This is a genomic window from Lysobacter changpingensis (genome assembly GCF_017308985.1).
In the GTDB taxonomy this organism is placed as follows: Bacteria; Pseudomonadota; Gammaproteobacteria; order Xanthomonadales; family Xanthomonadaceae; genus Lysobacter_J; species Lysobacter_J changpingensis.
In genome coordinates, this window is record NZ_JADWPE010000007.1 from 166,812 (window position 1) to 186,621 (window position 19,810).

Annotated in this window: 21 protein-coding genes; 5 read left to right on the top strand and 16 right to left on the bottom strand. The window is 66.8% G+C overall.

Annotation, left to right across the window (positions count from 1 at the left end; genetic code table 11):
- Positions 1-15 precede the first annotated feature (15 nt).
- The 10 genes from I4U41_RS16545 to I4U41_RS16590 form a co-directional block, all read right to left on the bottom strand.
- Positions 16-951 carry a glycosyltransferase gene (locus tag I4U41_RS16545; protein ID WP_206862274.1) on the bottom strand — a complete coding sequence of 312 codons (936 nt, stop codon included), beginning with the start codon at positions 949-951 and terminating at the stop codon, positions 16-18.
- A 331-nt stretch (positions 952-1,282) separates the two neighbouring features.
- Complete coding sequence (locus I4U41_RS16550; RefSeq protein ID WP_206862275.1) at positions 1,283-1,708, bottom strand: F0F1 ATP synthase subunit epsilon; 426 nt, start codon at positions 1,706-1,708, stop codon at positions 1,283-1,285.
- A gap of 144 nt (positions 1,709-1,852) precedes the next feature.
- Positions 1,853-3,253 (bottom strand): F0F1 ATP synthase subunit beta, encoded by a 1,401-nt coding sequence (atpD, locus tag I4U41_RS16555; RefSeq protein ID WP_115841919.1) that lies wholly within the window; start codon positions 3,251-3,253, stop codon positions 1,853-1,855.
- A gap of 147 nt (positions 3,254-3,400) precedes the next feature.
- On the bottom strand, positions 3,401-4,264 hold the full coding sequence (atpG, locus tag I4U41_RS16560; protein WP_206862276.1) for a F0F1 ATP synthase subunit gamma: 864 nt from the start codon (positions 4,262-4,264) through the stop codon (positions 3,401-3,403).
- Positions 4,265-4,377: 113 nt separating this feature from the next.
- Positions 4,378-5,928, bottom strand: coding sequence for a F0F1 ATP synthase subunit alpha (gene atpA / locus I4U41_RS16565; protein WP_115841921.1), 1,551 nt, complete (start codon positions 5,926-5,928; stop codon positions 4,378-4,380).
- A gap of 48 nt (positions 5,929-5,976) precedes the next feature.
- Positions 5,977-6,504, bottom strand: coding sequence for a F0F1 ATP synthase subunit delta (locus I4U41_RS16570; protein ID WP_115841922.1), 528 nt, complete (start codon positions 6,502-6,504; stop codon positions 5,977-5,979).
- A 48-nt stretch (positions 6,505-6,552) separates the two neighbouring features.
- Positions 6,553-7,023, bottom strand: coding sequence for a F0F1 ATP synthase subunit B (locus I4U41_RS16575; protein WP_206862277.1), 471 nt, complete (start codon positions 7,021-7,023; stop codon positions 6,553-6,555).
- A gap of 94 nt (positions 7,024-7,117) precedes the next feature.
- Complete coding sequence (gene atpE, locus I4U41_RS16580) at positions 7,118-7,396, bottom strand: F0F1 ATP synthase subunit C (RefSeq protein WP_115841924.1); 279 nt, start codon at positions 7,394-7,396, stop codon at positions 7,118-7,120.
- 77 nt (positions 7,397-7,473) lie between these two features.
- Positions 7,474-8,304 (bottom strand): F0F1 ATP synthase subunit A, encoded by an 831-nt coding sequence (gene atpB, locus I4U41_RS16585; protein WP_206862278.1) that lies wholly within the window; start codon positions 8,302-8,304, stop codon positions 7,474-7,476.
- Between the two features lie 10 nt (positions 8,305-8,314).
- Positions 8,315-8,683: a hypothetical protein gene (locus I4U41_RS16590; RefSeq protein WP_206862279.1), complete on the bottom strand. Its 369-nt coding sequence runs from the start codon at positions 8,681-8,683 to the stop codon at positions 8,315-8,317.
- Between the two features lie 248 nt (positions 8,684-8,931).
- Here I4U41_RS16590 and I4U41_RS16595 point away from each other — a divergent pair, with 248 nt between their 5' ends.
- Positions 8,932-9,153, top strand: a complete 222-nt coding sequence (locus I4U41_RS16595; RefSeq protein WP_206862280.1) for a DUF2061 domain-containing protein — start codon at positions 8,932-8,934, stop codon at positions 9,151-9,153.
- A gap of 331 nt (positions 9,154-9,484) precedes the next feature.
- Complete coding sequence (locus I4U41_RS16600) at positions 9,485-10,291, top strand: YfaZ family protein (RefSeq protein ID WP_425492609.1); 807 nt, start codon at positions 9,485-9,487, stop codon at positions 10,289-10,291.
- 77 nt (positions 10,292-10,368) lie between these two features.
- Here the strand turns inward: I4U41_RS16600 and lpdA are convergent, their stop codons facing one another.
- The 4 genes from lpdA to I4U41_RS16620 all read right to left on the bottom strand — a co-directional run bounded on the left by lpdA (position 10,369) and on the right by I4U41_RS16620 (position 15,233).
- Positions 10,369-12,186, bottom strand: a complete 1,818-nt coding sequence (lpdA, locus tag I4U41_RS16605) for a dihydrolipoyl dehydrogenase (RefSeq protein WP_206862281.1) — start codon at positions 12,184-12,186, stop codon at positions 10,369-10,371.
- 19 nt (positions 12,187-12,205) lie between these two features.
- Entirely contained in the window at positions 12,206-12,883 is a 678-nt protein-coding gene (locus I4U41_RS16610) for a hypothetical protein (RefSeq protein ID WP_320415214.1), read from the bottom strand.
- Positions 12,880-14,322 carry a dihydrolipoyllysine-residue acetyltransferase gene (locus I4U41_RS16615; RefSeq protein WP_206862282.1) on the bottom strand — a complete coding sequence of 481 codons (1,443 nt, stop codon included), beginning with the start codon at positions 14,320-14,322 and terminating at the stop codon, positions 12,880-12,882. The genes I4U41_RS16610 and I4U41_RS16615 overlap by 4 nt, the downstream gene beginning before the upstream one ends.
- Before the next feature lie 92 nt (positions 14,323-14,414).
- The gene (locus I4U41_RS16620; protein WP_206862283.1) at positions 14,415-15,233 is read right to left on the bottom strand and encodes a DUF2884 family protein; all 819 of its coding nucleotides are present in this window, start codon (positions 15,231-15,233) and stop codon (positions 14,415-14,417) included.
- Between the two features lie 312 nt (positions 15,234-15,545).
- Here I4U41_RS16620 and I4U41_RS16625 point away from each other — a divergent pair, with 312 nt between their 5' ends.
- The 3 genes from I4U41_RS16625 to I4U41_RS16635 all read left to right on the top strand — a co-directional run bounded on the left by I4U41_RS16625 (position 15,546) and on the right by I4U41_RS16635 (position 17,344).
- Positions 15,546-16,199 carry an OmpW/AlkL family protein gene (locus tag I4U41_RS16625; protein ID WP_206862284.1) on the top strand — a complete coding sequence of 218 codons (654 nt, stop codon included), beginning with the start codon at positions 15,546-15,548 and terminating at the stop codon, positions 16,197-16,199.
- A gap of 194 nt (positions 16,200-16,393) precedes the next feature.
- Positions 16,394-16,588, top strand: coding sequence for a hypothetical protein (locus I4U41_RS16630; RefSeq protein ID WP_206862285.1), 195 nt, complete (start codon positions 16,394-16,396; stop codon positions 16,586-16,588).
- A gap of 6 nt (positions 16,589-16,594) precedes the next feature.
- Positions 16,595-17,344 carry a DNA-formamidopyrimidine glycosylase family protein gene (locus tag I4U41_RS16635; RefSeq protein WP_206862286.1) on the top strand — a complete coding sequence of 250 codons (750 nt, stop codon included), beginning with the start codon at positions 16,595-16,597 and terminating at the stop codon, positions 17,342-17,344.
- Positions 17,345-17,410: 66 nt separating this feature from the next.
- Here the strand turns inward: I4U41_RS16635 and I4U41_RS16640 are convergent, their stop codons facing one another.
- Positions 17,411-18,298: a DMT family transporter gene (locus I4U41_RS16640; RefSeq protein WP_206862287.1), complete on the bottom strand. Its 888-nt coding sequence runs from the start codon at positions 18,296-18,298 to the stop codon at positions 17,411-17,413.
- A gap of 400 nt (positions 18,299-18,698) precedes the next feature.
- Positions 18,699-19,781: an NAD(P)-dependent alcohol dehydrogenase gene (locus I4U41_RS16645; RefSeq protein ID WP_206862288.1), complete on the bottom strand. Its 1,083-nt coding sequence runs from the start codon at positions 19,779-19,781 to the stop codon at positions 18,699-18,701.
- Positions 19,782-19,810 lie beyond the last annotated feature (29 nt).

The window sequence follows — 19,810 nt, forward strand, 5'->3', positions numbered from 1 at the left end:
TTCCGGCCAGCATCCTTACTTGCGGATGGCATGCACCACCTGGTCTGCCAGCAGGCGCATCAGCTCCTGGCTCCTGCGATTCACGGTATCGAGAATCAGGCCGGTGGCAACCGACAGCAACGCCGAAAGCACCAGGGCCGCCGCCAGGACCGCCGTGGAAGGATGCGTGACCTTCCCGGTGGTGGCGAATTCGCCGATGACGATGGAGCCGGCGGCCATACCGCCCAGCAGGCACAGCAGCGCGAGCCATCCGAAGAACCGCAGCGGGCGGTAATCCTTGTACAGGAACGCGATGGTGCGCAGCACCCGGTAGCCGTCGCGGAAGGTGTGGAGTTTCGAATGGCTGCCGACGGGCCGCGCGCCGTAAGGGACGGGGATCTCGCGGACGGTCATGCCGTTGGCGAGCGCGAAGACGGTCATTTCCGTCTCGATCTCGAAGCCCTGCGACAGCACCGGCATGGATCGCACGAACCGGCGGTTGAACGCGCGATAGCCCGACAGCGCGTCGGAGATCCCGTAACCGAACAGTCGCGTGATCACGCCGCGCACGAGCCGGTTGCCGAATCCGTGGAATCGCCGGAACGCGCCATCGTGATGCTGCTCCAGGCGGGTGCCGACCACCATGTCCGCCGAGCCGGCGATGACCGGCGCGAGCAGTTCGCGCGCATGGGCCGCGGGATAGGTATCGTCGCCATCGACCATCAGCAGGATGTCGGCATCGACTTCGCGGAACATCGCGCGCACGACGTTGCCCTTGCCCTTCATGGGAACGCGGGTCACGCGCGCGCCGGCCGCTTCGGCCGTGGCGGCCGTCAAGTCCGTGCTCGCGTTGTCGAAGACGTGCACGGTGGCATCCGGCAACGCCGCGCGGAAATCCGTCACGACCTTGGCGATCGTCGTGGCCTCGTTGTAGCAGGGAACGACGACCGCGACTCGAACGGGGGTATCCATCGTGATGGTTCGGTGAAAGTTCGGCGCATTATCTTGCATGTACGCGACCTTGGCTCCCCTGCTGGGGACTCGGGACTCGGGACTCGGGACTCGGGACTCGGGACTCGGGACTCGGGACTCGGGACTCGGGACTCGGGATTCGGGATTCGGGATTCGGGATTCGGGATTCGGGATTCGGGATTCGGGATTCGGGATTCGGGATTCGGGATTCGGGAAGAGCGTACGCGGCTCCGTGAGTTGCCGGGGCCCAGAAACGACAAAGGCGACGGGGTCGCCGTCGCCTTGTCCGCGGTGAAGGGAGTTCGTTGTTCCGAATCCCCAATCCCGTCCTTCAGTGCTTCATGTTCTTGCGCAAACGCTCCAGCGCGCTGAGCTGGGCGATGCTCATGGCCAGCTGGGCCTGGGCTTCTTCCATGCTCATCTTCGGATCCTTCTTCGACAGGATCCGCTCGGCTTCTTCCTTCGCGGCGCGGACGGCGGCTTCGTCGATGTCCTGCGCGCGCACGGCGGTGTCGGCCAGCACGGTGACGACCGTCGGCTGCACCTCGAGGATGCCGCCCGAGATCGCGAAGTCCAGCTGCTCGCCACCGGGCAGGGTCACCACGACCTTGCCCGGCTTCAGGCGGGTGATCAGCGGCGCGTGCTTCGGCGCGATGCCGAGCTCGCCGATCTCACCGGTGGCGACCACCAGCTCGGCGTCGCCGTGGAAGATTTCCTGCTCGGCGCTGACGATGTCACAACGAATCGTGGATGCCATGGAGAACGTGCCTTTCTTCTGCGTCCCCCTCTCCCGCCTGCGGGAGAGGGTTGGGGTGAGGGCGGAAGCGGAGCCTCCACCCTGACCCTCTCACCTTCGCGCACCGTTCAGTGCTGCGATGGGAGAGGGAACAAGATCAACCGATCAACCGGTGATCTTCTTGGCCTTCTCGACCGCTTCCTCGATGCCGCCGACCATGTAGAACGCCTGCTCGGGCAGGTGGTCGTACTCGCCTTCCACGATGCCCTTGAAGCCGCGGATGGTGTCCTTCAGCGACACGTACTTGCCCGGCGAACCGGTGAAGACTTCGGCCACGTGGAACGGCTGCGAGAAGAAGCGCTCGATCTTGCGGGCGCGCGACACGGCCTGCTTGTCTTCTTCCGACAGCTCGTCCATGCCCAGGATCGCGATGATGTCCTTCAGTTCCTTGTACTTCTGGAGCGTCGACTGGACCTTGCGCGCGACCTCGTAGTGCTCCAGGCCGATCACGTTCGGATCGAGCTGGCGCGAGGTGGAGTCGAGCGGGTCCACGGCCGGGTAGATACCCAGCGAGGCGATGTTTCGCGACAGCACGACGGTGGCGTCGAGGTGGGCGAAGGTGGTCGCCGGCGACGGGTCGGTCAGGTCGTCCGCGGGAACGTACACGGCCTGGATCGAGGTGATCGAACCGGTCTTGGTCGAGGTGATGCGCTCCTGCAGGACGCCCATTTCCTCGGCCAGCGTCGGCTGGTAACCCACCGCCGACGGCATGCGGCCCAGCAGTGCCGACACTTCGGTACCGGCCAGCGTGTAGCGGTAGATGTTGTCGACGAACAGCAGCACGTCACGGCCCTTGCCCGAGGCGTCCTTCTCGTCGCGGAAGTACTCGGCCATCGTCAGGCCGGTCAGCGCGACGCGCAGGCGGTTACCCGGCGGCTCGTTCATCTGGCCGTACACCATCGCCACCTTGTCGAGGACGTTGGAGTCCTTCATCTCGTGGTAGAAGTCGTTGCCCTCGCGGGTACGCTCGCCCACGCCGGCGAACACGGACAGACCCGAGTGCGCCTTGGCGATGTTGTTGATCAGTTCCATCATGTTGACGGTCTTGCCGACGCCGGCGCCGCCGAACAGGCCGACCTTGCCGCCCTTCGCGAACGGGCACATCAGGTCGATGACCTTGATGCCGGTTTCCAGCAGCTCGTTGGCCGAGGACTGGTCTTCGTACGTCGGGGCCGCGCGGTGGATTTCCCAATGATCGGCCGCCTGCACCGGGCCGGCTTCGTCGATGGCGTTGCCCAGCACGTCCATGATGCGGCCGAGCGTGCCGGCGCCGACCGGCACCGCGATCGCGCGGCCGGTGTTGGTGGCGACCAGGTTGCGCTTCAGGCCGTCGGTGGAGCCCAGGGCGATGGTGCGGACGACGCCGTCACCGAGCTGCTGCTGGACTTCGAGCGTGATGGCGGTGTTGTCGACCTTCAGCGCGTCGTACACCTTCGGCACGGACTCGCGCGGGAACTCGACGTCGACGACGGCGCCGATGATCTGAACGATCTTGCCCTGACTCATTGTGGTTGCTCCGATTAACTTTGTTCGTTTCGGCGGCTTGCGTCGCCCGATTGATTCGTTGTGATTCGTGATTGGTGATTCGTGATTCGGTCGAGCGCGAAACGCTGCTTCTAACGAATCACCAATCCCGAATCACCAATCACCGCCTTACACCGCCGCGGCGCCGCCGACGATTTCCGAGATTTCCTGCGTGATCGCAGCCTGGCGGGCCTTGTTGTAGACCAGGTTCAGCGTGCCGATCAGCTTGGTGGCGTTGTCGGAGGCGGCCTTCATCGCGACCATGCGCGCGGCATGCTCGGACGCGACGTTCTCCAGCACCGCCTGGTACACCAGCGACTCGACGTAGCGGTTGAGCACGTGGTCGAGCACGGTCGCCGCATCGGGTTCGTAGATGTAGTCCCAGTCGTGCTTGGCGACCTGCGTCTCCGCCGGCGGCAGCGGCAGCAGTTGGTCGAACGCCGCACGCTGGGTCATCGTGTTGACGAAGTCGTTGTAGCAGACGAACACGCGGTCGAGGTTGCCGCTGCTGTAGCCGTCCAGCATCACCTTGACCACGCCGACCAGGTCTTCCAGCTTCGGCTGGTCGCCCAGGTGGGTGACCGAACCGACCATGTTGACCTTGATGCGACGGAAGAACACCGAGGCCTTCTGGCCGATGGTGACGACGTCGATCTCGACGCCCTGCTCGTGCCACTTGCGGAACTCGCCGAGCAGCTTGCGGAACAGGTTGTTGTTCAGGCCACCGGCGAGGCCGCGGTCCGACGACACGATGATGTAGCCGACGCGCTTCACGTCCTGGCGCTCGACCAGGTACGGATGCTGGTAATCGGAGTTGGCCTGCGCCAGGTGGCCGATCACCTGCTTCATCACGCGCGCATACGGACGCGAGACCTTCATGCGTTCCTGCGCCTTGCGGATCTTGGAAGCCGAGACCATCTCGAGCGCGCGCGTCACCTTGCGGGTGTTCTGCACGCTCTTGATCTTGGATTTGATTTCGCGTCCGCCTGCCATCTGTCGCTCGCTCTGCTCGCTCGTGATTCGTGATTAGTCATTCGTGATTCGTATGGTTGGCGATCCGCGTGCTGCTTTTGCGAATCACCAATCCCGAATCACGAATCACGGCTTCACCAGGTGCCGGTCTGCTTGAACTCGGCGATGCCCTTCTTGAAGGTCGCCTCGATCTCGTCGTTCCAGTTGCCGGTGCTGTTGATCGTCTTGACCAGCTCGCCCTGCGTGTTGACGAAGTGGGCGTGCAGACCCTCTTCGAACGCCAGGATCTTGTTGACCGGCACGTCGTCGAGGTAGCCCTCGTTGACGGCGTAGATCGACAGGGCCTGCAGCGCGATCGACATCGGCGCGTACTGCTTCTGCTTCATCAGCTCGGTGACGCGCTGGCCGCGCTCGAGCTGCTTGCGGGTGGCTTCGTCCAGGTCGGAGGCGAACTGCGCGAACGCAGCCAGCTCACGGTACTGGGCGAGCGCGATGCGGATGCCGCCCGACAGCTTCTTGATGATCTTGGTCTGGGCCGCACCACCGACGCGCGACACCGAGATACCGGCGTTCACGGCCGGGCGGATGCCGGCGTTGAACAGGTCGGTTTCCAGGAAGATCTGGCCGTCGGTGATCGAGATCACGTTGGTCGGCACGAACGCGGACACGTCGCCGGCCTGCGTTTCGATGATCGGCAGCGCGGTCAGCGAACCGGTCTTGCCCTTCACTTCGCCGTTGGTGAACTTCTCGACGTACTCCTCGGACACGCGCGCGGCGCGCTCGAGCAGGCGGCTGTGCAGGTAGAACACGTCGCCCGGGTAGGCTTCGCGACCCGGCGGGCGCTTGAGCAGCAGCGAGATCTGGCGGTAGGCGACGGCCTGCTTGGACAGGTCGTCGTACACGATCAGCGCATCTTCGCCGCGGTCCATGAAGAACTCGCCCATCGTGCAGCCCGAGTAGGCCGAGATGTACTGCATGGCGGCCGATTCGGACGCCGTGGCGGCGACGACGATCGTGTGCGCCAGCGCGCCGTTCTCTTCCAGGCGACGCACGATGTTCGCGACGGTCGAGGCCTTCTGGCCGATCGCCACGTACACGCACTTGATGCCCGTGCCCTTCTGGTTGATCACCGCGTCGATGGCCAGGGCGGTCTTGCCGGTCTGGCGGTCGCCGATGACCAGCTCGCGCTGGCCGCGGCCGATCGGGATCATCGCGTCGACGGTCTTGTAACCGGTCTGCACCGGCTGGTCGACCGACTTGCGCCAGATCACGCCCGGGGCGACGCGCTCCACCGGAGCGGTCTGCGAGGCGCCGATCGGGCCCTTGCCGTCGATCGGCTCGCCCAGCGCGTTCACGACGCGGCCGAGCAGTTCGCGACCCACCGGCACTTCGAGGATACGGCCGGTCGTCTTGGCGACGTCGCCTTCGCGCAGGTGCTCGTAGTCACCCAGGACCACGGCGCCGACCGAGTCGCGCTCCAGGTTCAGCGCCAGCGCGTAGGTGCTGTTCGGCAGCTCGATCATTTCGCCCTGCATCACGTCGGCCAGGCCGTAGATGCGCACGATGCCGTCCGACACCGAGGTGACGGTGCCTTCGTTGCGCGCTTCGGCGGTCAGCTTGACCTTCTCGATGCGGGTCTTGATCAGTTCACTGATTTCGGACGGGTTGAGCGTGGTGGTTGCCATGGGTTGAGTCCCTTGATCCGGCATAGACCGGAATTGCAGATGAATTCGTTATTGCGACAGCGTCGACTGCAGGCGCTCGAGCTTGCCCTTCAGCGAGCCGTCGATGACCACGTCGCCCGCGTCGATCACCGCGCCGCCGATCAGCGAGGCATCGACCGCCGTCTCGATCTCGACCTCTCGGCCGAAGCGCTTCTTCAGCGCGGCCTTGATGGCGTCGAGTTCGGCGGACGGCAGCTCGCTCGCAGCGGTGACCTTCGCCTTGACCACGCGCTCGGCTTCGGCGCGCAGCTCTTCGAACTGGCCGGTGATTTCCGGCAGCAGCACGAGGCGGCGGTTGTCGGCGAGCAGGCCGAGGAAGCGGGTGAAGGCTTCATCGGCGCCGTCCGGCGCAAGCAGGCCGACCGCGTCGGCGGGGTTGAGCAGCGGGTGGCCGAGCAGCGCCTGCGCCTGCGGATCGGCAGCCACGCGCGAAGCGAAGGCGAGCGCCTGCGACCACGCAGCGGTGCGACCGCCCTCGCGCGAAAGCGCGAAGGCGGCACGTGCGTACGGACGGGCGAGGGTCAAGGCCTGGGTCATTTCAGATCATTCCGCTCGAGCGAGCCTGGGTGATGCCGTGTGCACAGATCAAAGCTGGGCTGCCAGCTCGTCGAGCAGCGCCTTGTGGGCGTTGGCGTCGATTTCGCGCTTAAGCAGCTTTTCGGCGCCGGTCACGGCCAGCGTGGAGACCTGCTTGCGCAGTTCCTCGCGGGCGCGGTTCGATGCCGCCGCAATCTCGGCTTCGGCCGCCGACTTCTGCCGGTTGGCTTCGGCGATCGCGTCGTTCTTGGCCTGGTCGATGATCTGATTGGCGCGCTGGTGCGCCTGCTCGATGATCTCGTTGGCCTTGGTACGCGCGCTACGCAGCTCGGCGTCGACGCTCTGCTGTGCCTGCGCGAGGTTCTTCTGGCTCTGCTCGGCGGCAGCCAGGCCCTCGGCAATCTTTTGTTGACGTTCTTCGATCGCCTTGTTCAGCGGCGGCCAAATGAACTTCATCGTGAACCAGATCAACACGATGAACGTGATCATCTGGCCGAAGAAGGTCATGTTGAGATTCATGACAGCTCCGATGGAACGCGGGTTTTTCGGGCTTTACGCCCGGGAGAGCCGTCCGGGTCTCGGACGGCTCAATAGATCGGCTTGCGGCCCGGGATCAGGCGCCAGCAGCGGTCTGCAGCGCGCCCAGCAGCGGATTGCCGAAGGCGAACAGCAGGCCGACGGCCAGCGCGATGATGAACGCCGCGTCGATCAGGCCGGCCAGCAGGAACATGCGACCCTGCAGCATCGGAACCAGTTCCGGCTGGCGGGCAGCCGACTCAAGGAACTTCGAGCCCATCAGCGCGATGCCGAGGCACGCGCCGATCGCGCCGAGGCCGACCATCATGCCGATCGCGATAGCGGTCAGGCCCTGCACACTGGCGATGAATTCCATGGTTTTCTCCTACTGAAACGTTTTGGTTTGGACGACTAAGGAAGGTGAAGCTTGGAAGGTGAAGCGGTAAAGCGAAATCAGTGACTCTCGTACGCGCCGGCGATGTAGACGACCGTGAGGATCATGAAAATGAAGGCCTGCAGCAGCACGATCAGGATGTGGAACAGCGCCCATGCGATGTTGAAGAACACGCCCGGGATGAACATGAGGATGCTGCCGCCCAGCAGGCCGGCGATCAGCATGAAGACCAGCTCGCCGCCATACATGTTGCCGAACAGTCGCATCGCCAGGCTGACCGGCTTGACGAGGTACTCGATGACGTTGAGGCCGAGGTTGGCCGGCGCCAGCGCGATCTTGGCACCGGCGCCATGCGCGTGGAACGGCGCGGTCAGCAGTTCCTTGCCGAAGCCGAAGCCGCCCTTGGCCTTGATCGAATGACCCAGGATCAGGAAGAACACCACCACCGACATCGCCAGCGTGGTGTTGAGGTCGGCCGTCGGGACCCAGCGGAAATACGTGTGGTGAGCGGTTTCCGCACCTGCGAAGAGCGTGATCGCCGTATGCGGTGCATCCAGCGGCAACAGGTCCATGCAGTTCATCAGCACGACCCAGACGAAGATCGTCAGCGCCAGCGGCGTGATCGAACGGCGGTCGCCGTGGAAGCTGTCCTTCACCTGGCCGTCGATGAACTCCAGAATCAGTTCGACGAATGCCTGCCCCTTGGACGGCACGCCGGCGGTGGCCTTGCGCGCGAAGAGCGCGAACCAGCCGATGAAGATCAGACCCAGCACCAGCGACACCGCCCAGGTGTCGATATGGAACGCGCCGCCGAACACTTCGATCGTGTTCTGCTGCAGGTGATGCTGGATGTATTCGTTCAGGCCGCCCGAACCGGTCTGTTCGCTCACGAAAGACACCTTATCGTTTCAAAAGATTGGCCAGTACGAATGCCAGCGTCGCCGCGAGCACTCCCACCAGCATCGGCAATGGCGGCAGCTTGAACCCGGCCAGGCCGAGGGTTAAAACTCCAAACACCACCACCCACTTCAACATCACCCCGGCGAGCAGCCGCCCCATCGCCATGCCGGCCGGCTGGATGCCGCCGCCCAGGGCCATCAGGGCCGCCACCACCCCGCCCGCGACGACTGCGCCGCCGCCCACCGCCGCCGCCAGCGCCATGGGCGCCCCGAGGGGGATGAACGCCAGCGCGACCAGCGCTGCCGCGGCGGCCTGCCAGGCAGCCGCGCGCGACGCCAGCCGGCGGCCTGCGGACAAGGGATCGTGCACGCGGGACTCGTCGGTCTGGGGCAGGCGCAAAGCGCCCGGTAGAGCCGCAAAAGTATAAAGGTCGCCTTAAGTCCGGGCAACCGGCGAGGGTTACGGAGGCCGGATTTCGGGCCAATCCCCACGTTTCGCCCCGACTGCGACATTTTCCTGAACGATAGCCGCAACCTATCGCCGCCGCTGGAACATTCGATTGGACCGCGAGGGCCGCAGCTGCATAATGAGAACCACTCTCATTTGAGGACCCGCTCATGGCCAAGACCTTCAGTTTCGCCGCCGTCCATTTCAGCGTCGCCTTCACCGTCGGCTACCTGATGACCGGCAGCGTCTGGGTGGGCGGTGCGCTGGCCCTGGTCGAGCCGGCGTGCAACACGGTCGCGCTCCACTTCCACGAGAAGGTGTGGAAGCGCATCGAAGCGCGCGGCCAGGCCGCGCGCCAACCCGATGCTGCGAGCGGCGCCGTCGCGTTGTGACGCAGTTCCGCTTCCGGCGTCCCATCGCGACCGGTTGCGGAACCTTTCCCGAGTCCCCCGGTCCCATCCACCGATCGCCCGCCGACGGTCTCTCCTCGTCAACGGCAGTCCCGGTGGGCCCTCCGAAGCCCCGGCTCGCGCCGGGGCTTCGCCTTGTCCGGCCATCGCGAATCGCGCAGTCGCGCTGCGATGCGCGTGAGCCGCATGTGATCGCATATGCCCTCGAACGCGTCGTCGCCGCATCGACGCGCACGACGCGGCGACTTTCACTTCTGCTGCATCGCGCCTGCGGCTCCATAGCCACTCGCATTCGTTTCGATGGAGTGGACTGATGATGGAGTTGAAGCATTTGGGCCTTGCATTGGGCCTGTCTTCCCTGCTCTTCGCGAGCGCCGCGCAGGCGCAACAGAACGATCGTTTCACCCTTCGCCTCGGCGTGATGGATGCCGACGCGTCCAGCGAACTCACCGCCCGCACGCAGTTCATGGGGCAGGACTATCGCTACAGCCAGGAATTCGATTTCGGCAGCAACGAGGTGTCGCCGCGAATCGACGGCACCTTCCGTTTCAGCGAACGCCAGCGGCTGGTATTCGACTACTTCCAGTACGACAAGGAGAACACCACCACGCTCGATGGCGACCTGTCGTTCGGCGAGGTCACGATCCCCGCGGGCAGCTTCGCGCGTGCCGAAGCCGAGTTCACGCTGGCGAGCCTGATGTACGACTACGCGGTGGTGGACACCGATACCTTCGAACTGGGCCTGCAGATCGGCGCCGAATGGGCGAAGCTCGACGGACGCCTGCTCGCGGAAGCCGGCCCGTACCGGTATGAAGACCGCGACCAGCAGGACGGCTACGCACCCGTGGTCGGTGCGCGGTTCACGTTCGCGCCGGGCGAGAAGTGGCTGATCAACCTGCAGGGCCAGTACCTGGACGCCGACTGGGGCGACTTCGGCGACTACGACGGCAGCATCTCGCGCGCGAACGCGGCGGTGGAGTACCGCTTCACGCCGGTGTTCGGCGCATTCGTCGGCTACGACTGGTTCAAGCTCGATGCGCGTCGCGGCGGACGCGATGGATCGCTCGGCCTCGACCATCGCTTCAAGGGGCCGGTCGCGGGGGTGTCGTTCTCGTTCTGATCGAAGTTGCAACGCACCAAAGCGAAACAGGCGCGGAACTCCGCGCCTGTTTCGTTGCTGCCGCCTGGAACCCCGACCTACTTCTTCTTCGGGATGTACAGGTCGGTGATCGTGCCTTCGTAGACTTCGGCCGCCATCGCCACCGTTTCGCTGAGCGTCGGGTGCGGATGGATCGTCGCGCCGATGTCGCCGGCTTCGGCGCCCATCTCGATGGCCAGCGCCACTTCGCTGATCAGGTCGCCCGCGTGCACGCCGACGATGCCGCCGCCGATGACGCGATGCGTCTTCTCGTCGAAGACCAGCTTGGTGAAGCCCTCGCCACGGCCGATGCCGACCGCGCGGGCGGACGCGGCCCACGGGAACTTGCCCACGCCCACGTGCAGGCCCTTGGCCTTGGCTTCGGTCTCGGTGACGCCGACCCACGCGATCTCGGGATCGGTGTAGGCCACCGACGGCACCACGCGCGCGACCCACTCGCGCTTCTCGCCGGCGATCACTTCCGCCGCGAGCTTGCCCTCGTGCGTCGCCTTGTGCGCGAGCATCGGCTGTCCGACGAGATCGCCGATGGCGAAGATGTGCGGCACGTTGGTGCGCATCTGGCGATCGACCGGGATGAAGCCGCGCTCGGTCACCTGCACGCCGGCCTTGTCGGCGTCGATCCTGTTGCCGTTCGGCGCGCGGCCCACGGCGACCAGCACGCGATCCCACGTGCCCTTCTCCAGCGCGGGCGTCGCGCCGGCGTCGGCGGCTTCGAACGACACGGTGATGCCGCCCTTCGCGGCCTCGACCTTCGCGGCCTTGGTCTTGAGATGGACGACGACGCCCTGCTTCTTCAGGCGATCGGCCAGCGGCTTCACCAGGTCCTTGTCGGCGCCCGGCATCAGCTGGTCCATGAATTCCACGACGGTCACTTCGCTGCCCAGCGCGCGATACACCGTCGCCATTTCCAGGCCGATGATGCCGCCGCCGACGACGAGGAGCTTTTTCGGCACTTCGGCCAGCTCCAGCGCATCGGTGGAATCCATGATGCGCGGGTCGTCCCACGGGAAGTTCGGCAGCTTCACCGCCTGCGAACCGGCCGCGATGATGCACTGCTCGAAACGCAGCAGCTGCGTCTTGCCGTCGTCGCCGGTGATCTCCAGTTCGTTGGGCGACACGAATTTCCCGACGCCCTGCACCGAACGCACCTTGCGCTGCTTGGCCATGCCGGCCAGGCCCTTAGTGAACTGCGACACGACCTTGTTCTGCTTGAAGTCGCGCAGCTTGTCGAGGTCGATCTTCGGCTTGCCGAAGCTGATGCCGATGTCGGCCGAATGCGCGGCTTCCTCGATCAGCGCCGCCGCGTGCAGCAGCGCCTTCGACGGGATGCAGCCGACGTTGAGGCAAACGCCGCCAAGCGTGGCGTAGCGTTCGACGATGACGGTATCGAGGCCGAGGTCGGCCGCGCGGAACGCGGCGGTGTAGCCGCCGGGACCCGAGCCGAGCACGACCACGCGGCATTCGATGTCGGCCTTGCGACCGGTACCGAGCGCGGGCTTGGGCGCCTCGCTCGGCGGCGCGGCCGGGGACGGCGCGACCGGCGGCTTCGTCTGCTCGGGGGACGGCGCGGCGGCGGCCGGCGCGGGGGCTTCGGCCGGCTTCGGCACGGCGGCTTCGCCGGCGCCTTCCAGCACGACGATCACGGCGCCCTCGGCGACCTTGTCGCCGACCTTCACCTTGATCTCCTTCACCACGCCTTCGTCGGACGACGGGACTTCCATCGTCGCCTTGTCCGATTCCAGTGTGACCAGGCCCTGGTCCTTCTTCACCGTATCGCCGACGGCGACGAGCAGCTCGATCACCGGTACGCCGTCGTAGTCGCCGATGTCCGGCACCTTGACTTCAATGGTCGCCATTGTGGGGTTCTCCTGCGGCTCAGCCGGTGGCGCCGGCGAGCGTCTGTTCCAGTTGCACGTCGAGTTCGTCGAGCGATTCCTCGAGCTCGCGCCAGCGCTTGTAGCGTTTCTCGTCGCTATCGTCGGTGGCCTCGATCAGCAGGCCGACCTGTTCCATGAGTTCGGCCGTGGGGCCGCAGCCGGGCTGCAGGCCGCTGACGCGCAGCGACCCGCCGGCCGCCGCATCGTCCACGACGAACAGCAGCACCTCGCCCTCGTGGAACTGCGCGGTGCGATCGGCCGGGACCTGCGTGCTCAGCGCACGCTGCCAGTCGGCGACGACGCGACGCGCGAGCGCGGCCGGCATCGGCACTTCGATCACCTCGGGCTGCTGGCCGATGCGCAGTTCGCGCTTGCCGCCGCTCCACACTTCGATGCGTTCGTCGGCCTGCGTGTAGCGCAGGCGCCAGTCGCCCTCGCCTTCGCCGGCGAACAGCTGCACGCCGCTTTCGGCGCTGCGCGCGGGCAGGCGGGTCAGGCTGAGCACGGGCTTGTCGCCGCCGAAGAACAGCTGCTCCACGGCGGTGCCGTAGTTCTCCGTCGCCGGCGGCCAGCCGCGGCCGAGGTCCAGCGCGCACGCCTCGTCGGCGTGCGCGGCGGACGTCGTCGCGAGGGCGGCGAAGGCCGCCAGCGTCAGGCCCAGCGCGCGGAACGTCACAGCAGCACGCGCCGCATGTCGGCCAGCAGCTGCGCCAGGTACGCGGTGAAGCGCGCGGCGGCGGCGCCGTCGATGACGCGGTGGTCGTAGCTCAGCGACAGCGGCAGGATCAGGCGCGGCGCGAACTGCTTGCCGTCCCACACCGGACGGATCGCCGACTTCGACACGCCGAGGATCGCGACTTCCGGTGCATTCACGATCGGGGTGAACTTGGTACCGCCGATGCCGCCCAGCGAGCTGATCGAGAAGCAGCCGCCGCTCATGTCGGCCGGGCCCAGCTTGCCGTCGCGCGCCTTCTTGGCGAGTTCGGCGGTTTCCTGGGCGATCTGCAGCACGCCCTTCTTGTCCACGTCGCGCACGACCGGCACGACCAGCCCGTTCGGCGTGTCGGCGGCGAAGCCGATGTGGAAGTACTTCTTCATCACCAGGTTCTCGCCGGAACCATCGAGCGATGCGTTGAAGGTCGGGTACTTCTGCATCGCCGCGACCGACGCCTTCATCAGGAAGGCGAGCATGGTGAGCTTGACGCCGCTCTTCTCGTTTTCCTTGTTGAGCGCGACGCGCAGCTCTTCCAGGTCGGTGATGTCGGCATCGTCGTGCTGCGTGACGTGCGGGATCATCGCCCAGTTGCGCGCGAGGTTCGCGCCGGACAGCTTCTGGATGCGCGACAGCGGCTTGCTTTCGATCTCGCCGAACTTGGCGAAGTCGACCTTCGGCCACGGCAGCAGGTTGAGGCCGCCGCCACCGGCGACCGGCGCGGCACCGGCCGACGGCGCGGCGCCGCCTTCCATCACCGACTTCACGAATTTCTGCACATCCTCGCGGCTGATGCGGCCACCGCGCTCGCTGCCGGCGACGTGCGACAGGTCCACGCCGAGCTCGCGCGCGAACAGGCGCACTGCCGGGCTGGCGTAGGGCACCTTGTCGGGCATCAACTCGCCCGAGTCGAAGGTGACCGGCGGGCTGCGCGGCGGCATCGCTTCCGGATCCACGCCCGGACGCGAGGCGTCGATCGAGGCCTGGGCGATGCGGTCGGGCTGCTGCGGCACGACGACGGGCTCGACCTTGGCACCGGTCTCGGCGGTCTTGACCTGCTGCGACGGCGCGGCCGGCTCGGCACGCGCGGGCGCGGCGGCCTTGGCCGGAGCCGGAGCCTGAGCGGCGGCGGGCTGCGGCACTTCGGCGGCCGGCGCTCCGTCGGTCGGCTCGATCAGCGCCACGACGCTGCCTTCGGCCAGCTCGTCGCCGATCTTGACCTTGATCTCGCGGATGACGCCGGCGAACGGCGCCGGAACCTCCATGGTGGCCTTGTCCGATTCCAGCGTGACCAGTCCCTGGTCCAGCTTCACCGTGTCGCCGACCGCGACCAGCAATTCGATCACCGGCACGCCGTCGTAGTTCCCGATGTCGGGAACGCGTGCTTCTTTGAGCTCAGCCATGTGTGGGGGGTCCCGCAGACGCGAAAACCCTATTGTGCGGTTTGCCGGCCCATGCGCCAACCGCGCCGGCCGTACGTCACGGTATCCAGTACCTAACGTGTCCTTTCGCCGGCCGGTTCCGCCCGGGCGGCCTGTTCGGCGGCATCGGCGGCGGGCGTGCCGCCGTCCGCGCGGCGCGACTCCAGCAGGCCCAGCGGCTGGCCGCCGGGCAGGCGGAATTCCAGCGCATCGTCGATCCGGTCGAGTTCGGCCAGCCGCCCGCACAACGCCTGCGCACGCTTCTCCAGCGCCCGGGCGCGCGGTTCAACACGGGCGTCGATCTGCGCGTCGAGGTCCTCCAGCCGCTTCAGCCGCGACGCGTCGCCGCTGAAGGCCGCGCCGATCGCGCCGGACACGATGTCGCCGATCATGCTCGGGATCACCTCGGCCACCGCCTCGCCGATGCCGTCGCCCAGCTCGCGTCCGTTGAAGCGGGTCGCGGTGACCGAACGCGCCAGCCGTGCGTCGATCTGCGCACGCGCGCGATCCAGTTTCTGCTGCACGAGCTTCGGATCGCTGGCGAAACCCGCCGCCACCTCGCCCAGCACGGTGAAGGCGATGTCGGCGGCGTCGCGGCCGATGGCCTGCGCCTCGGGCATCGCCGCACGCGCGCCCTTCTCGAAGTCGGCGATGCGCTGGCGGTCGGCGGCGTTCAACCCGACCCAGCGGTCGTCGACGAACAGCCGGCCCTGGCGCATGACGATCGCGTGGGGCGTACCCGCCTCGCGCGTGAGGATGACGCTGCGTTCGTCGATGGTCAGGTCGTAGTCACTGTCGATGTCGCACGACGCATCGAGTTCGATCTCCGCCGCGGGCGCGATGTTCGCCGCGCACGCGGCGCACAGCACGCACGACGCTAACAGTCGATTCATGGAGCGCTTCCCCGTCCGGTCCGTGGCTTGCCATCTTGCCTCGGGCGCGGCGCGCTGTCCTCCACCGCACCCGCACGTTCGTCGGAAAGCCGTGGCGTGGAGCGTTCGTCAACGCCGGGGCGGCATGGTCAAGCGTGGTTCATCCAGCCCATGGCAGGCACGCGCGCAACGCGCGGCGACGTCCGCATCGCGAAAGTTCCGTGATCGCGCGATCGCGACGCAAGAACGGTTCATCGACCGATCGCTACGTTGGCCGCGCCTTTCGAAGGCTGCCTCCCCCAAGGCACGAATCCAATAACAGGAGATGTCTCCATGAAGCACTTTCGTCATTTGACCCTGGCCGTCGTGGCCACCCTCGCCATCGCGCCTGCCGCATTCGCGCAGGAGATCACCGGTCCGGACACCAGCGGCAAGCGTTTCGCGGTGGTCGGCGGCTACTCGCTGGCCGAGCCGACCAAGAACCCGCAGATCGACGGCACGCGCACCAACGTCGACGGCGACGGCGCCGCCACGCTGAGCGCGAACTACTACGTCACCGACAACATCGCCATTGAGGCGTGGGGCGCGGCCGACAAGTTCGGCAACCGCGTGCGCACGCCCAACGGCAAGATCGCCAGCGTCGACACGCAGCCCTACGCGCTGAGCGGCCAGTACCACTTCGGCAACACCCAGAGCATCGTGCGTCCGTTCGTGGGCCTGGGTTACTTCGAAGCCAACACCGACGGCGAGAAGGCCGAGCCGACCGGCGCGCTCGCCGGCCAGCGCATCGGCGTGGAAACCGCCAAGGGCGCGATGGCCACCGCCGGCGTGGACGTCAACATCACCCCGACCTGGTTCGCCCGCGCCGACGTGCGCTACATGCACGACACCACCGGCCAGCCGAACGTCACCGTCGACGGCACCAACGTCGGCAAGGCCGGACTGAACCCGGTCACCGTCGGCGTGGGCCTGGGCGCGCGCTTCTAAGGCGCCCCGCGTCGCATCGTTCCATGCACGGCGAAACGGGCCCCGTTTGGGGCCCGTTTCATGTCGGCCGCGGTACGTCGCCGACGCGCGCGCGGGGACAGCTCGACCGCGCGCTGAACGTATTCACGCCACGCTAACCGCCTCCCCGTAGGGTCGCGGTGATCCCCGGAATTCACCCCTGCGAGGAATTGCGCATGACCACGAAGCTCGACAAGCCCCTTCGTCGCGAGATCCAGATCGAGGAACGCGCCTACACCCTGACCATCGACGGCGATGGCCTGAAGCTGGTGGAGAAGGGCCGACGCAACGGCCAGGAGCTGCGCTGGGCCGACCTGGTGAACGGCAACGCGGCGTTGAACGCGGCGCTTTCGGCCAGCACCGAACGCTGATCCGCCGTGCCCGAAGGTCCCTCGATCGTCATCCTGCGCGAGGAGGCGGCGGGGTTCGAAGGGCGCCTGGTGACGCAGGTCGCCGGCAACAGCCGGCTGGACCTGCAACGCATGCGCGGTGAACGCATCACCGCGCTGTGCAGTTGGGGCAAGCATTTCCTGATCCGTTTTCCCGCGTTCACGATGCGCGTGCATTTCATGCTGTTCGGCAGCTACCGCATCAACGAACGCCGCGAAGCCGCGCCGCGCATGAGCCTGCGCTTCGACGATGGCGACGAACTGAACTTCTACGCCTGCTCGCTGCGCTACATCGAAGGCGACCTCGACACGGTCTACGACTGGAGTGCCGACGTCATGGCCGACGCCTGGGACCCGAAGCAGGCGCGACGCAAACTGCGCGCGCGGCCGGAGATGCTCGCCGCCGACGCGCTGCTCGACCAGACGATCTTTTCCGGCGTGGGCAACATCATCAAGAACGAGGTGCTGCACCGGATCCGCGTGCATCCGGAGAGCCGGGTGGGTGCGTTGTCCTCGCGCAAGCTCGGCGAACTGGTGACGCAGGCGCGCGAATACAGCTTCGATTTCCTGCGCTGGAAAAAGGCCTACGTGCTGCGCAAGCACTACCAGGTGCATACGAAGACGCTCTGCCCGCGCGACGGCCAGCGACTGACGTACCGGGCGAAGCTGGGACGCGCGCAGCGGCGGGCGTTTTTCTGCGAGCGGTGCCAGAAGCTTTACCGCCAGGAACGGGTCTAGAGGAACGGGGAACGAGGCGTCCTGGCTGTCTCTCGTTCCTCGTTCCCCTCCACGCTTTCCTCGCCCTCAGGGATGCTCCGCCTCCGCGTGCACCTTCTCGCGCCGGATCAGGTACAGGCCGCTGACGACGATGATCGCCGCGCCGATCCAGGTGATCGCATCGGGCAACACGCCCCAGAACGTGAGGTCGAACAGCACGCCCCATACCAGCGCGGTGTATTCCAGCGGGGCGATCGCGGACGCCTCGCCGAGGCGGAACGCCTCGGTGATCGCGTACTGTCCCAGCGCGCCGGCCACGCCGATGCCGGCGATCAGCCACAGGTCCTCGCGACGGATCGCCACCCAGTCCGGCCACGCCATCGCGCCCGCGCCGGCGGCGATCATCACCATCAGCCAGACCATCATCGACTGCGTACTGTCGGTGCGCGCGAGCACGCGCACGGTGATCGCGCTGACGGCGTACATCACCGCCGCGACGAGCACGGCGATCGCGGCCAGGCTGATCATGCCCTCGCCGGTGGGGCGCAGCAGGATGATCACGCCGACGAGGCCGACGACGATGGCGGCCCAGCGCCGCGGTCCGACCTTCTCGCCGAGCACCGGGACCGACAGCGCGGTGATCAGCAGCGGCGCGACGAAGAAGATCGAATAGGTCGTCGACAGCGGCAAGCGGGCAACGGCATAGACGAACGTCGCCATCATCGCCACGCCCAGCACGCCGCGCAGCAGGTGCAGCGACCAGCGCACGCGCAGCAGCGGCGCGATGCCGGCCGTGGCGATCGCCCACACCAGCACCAGCGGCAGGGACGCCGCACCGCGCAGCGACGCCACCTGGAACGGCGGATAGTGCGTGGCCAGCTGCTTCAGCCCCGCGTCCATCATCGCGAACATCGCCACCGCGACCAGCATGGTCAGCATGGCGCGGCCCTGTTGCGGATTGCGGGAGGGGGACATGGCGTGAACCGACGGGTGGGGTCGGCACTATACGGCGCGCGGGGGTTGGGGCGGCAGGGGCCGGATTCGTGTGTCTTTCCGCGCGGTGGGGCCGCTTTGATCGCTCTCGTTGTTGCCGTAAGGACGCGACGGCGAGGTGCGGAAACAATGCCCGCCTTTGAAGTCTTTGTAGCCTTTGTAGCCTTTGTAGCCCGGGTAAGCGAAGCGCACCCGGGAGCGCGTTCGCCTCTCCAACCCCGGGTGCGCTTCGCTTACCCGGGCTACAAGAGCAGCACCGTCTTCGCGGGCAATCCCGCCATCCCGGCCATGGCGCCACGCACCGGCTCCGCGTCGCCCTGCCCGACCATCCATGGCCGGGCGTTCGGCCGCGCGAGAGCCAGTGGCTCGCAAGCGCGCGGCCTCACCCCGCCGCATGCCGCAGGCTGTCGATATCGATCACGAACCGATACCGCACATCCGACTTCAACATCCGCTCGTACGCCTCGTTGATCTGGTCCATCCGGATCAGCTCGATGTCCGACGCCACGCCATGCTCAGCGCAGAAATCCAGCATCTCCTGCGTCTCCGCGATGCCGCCGATCATCGAGCCGGCCAGGCGCCGGCGCTTGCGGATCAGCACACCGGCGGCGACCGGCTCCGGGGCTTCCGGCAGGCCGAGCAGCACCATCGTGCCGTCGAGCTTGAGCAGGTTGAGGTACGCGTTGTAGTCGTGTTCGGCCGAGACGGTGTCGAGGATGTAATCGAAACGGCCGGCGAGCGCCTTGAACACGTCGCCATCGCGCGTCGCAGCGAAATCCCGAGCGCCCAGCGCGAGCGCATCGGCGCGCTTGGACTCGGACGTGCTCAGCACCGTGACGTGCGCGCCCATCGCCGCGGCCAGCTTCACCGCCATGTGGCCCAGTCCGCCCAGTCCGACGACCGCCACGCGATCGCCCGCCTTGACGCCGAAATGCTTCAGCGGCGAATACGTCGTGATGCCCGCGCACAACAGCGGCGCGGCGCGGTCGAGCGGGATGGAATCGGGGATACGCAGCACGTAGCCCGCATCGACCGTGATCTGCGTGGAATAGCCGCCGTAGGTCGGACGGGTGCGGTCCTGGCGGCGACGGTCGCCAGGATCGCGCTCGAAACTGTTGTACGTGCCGGTCATGCCGAAATTGCAGTACTGCTGCTCGCCGGCTTCGCACGAAGGACACGTGCGGCACGAATCGACGAAGCAGCCCACGCCGACCGCATCGCCGATCTTGAACGCGGCGACTTCGCTGCCGACCCTGGACACGCGGCCGACGATCTCGTGGCCCGGCACCATCGGGAACACCGAGCCGCCCCAGCCGTCGCGCGCCTGGTGGATGTCGGAGTGGCACACGCCGCAGTAGAGGATGTCGATGAGGACTTCGTGCGGACCGGGCTCGCGGCGCTCGATGGCGAATGGAACGAGCGGCGTGGTCGCGCCGAGCGCGGCGTAGGCGGGCGTCTTGGACATGGGGATTCCTGAGAATGCGGCGGATGACG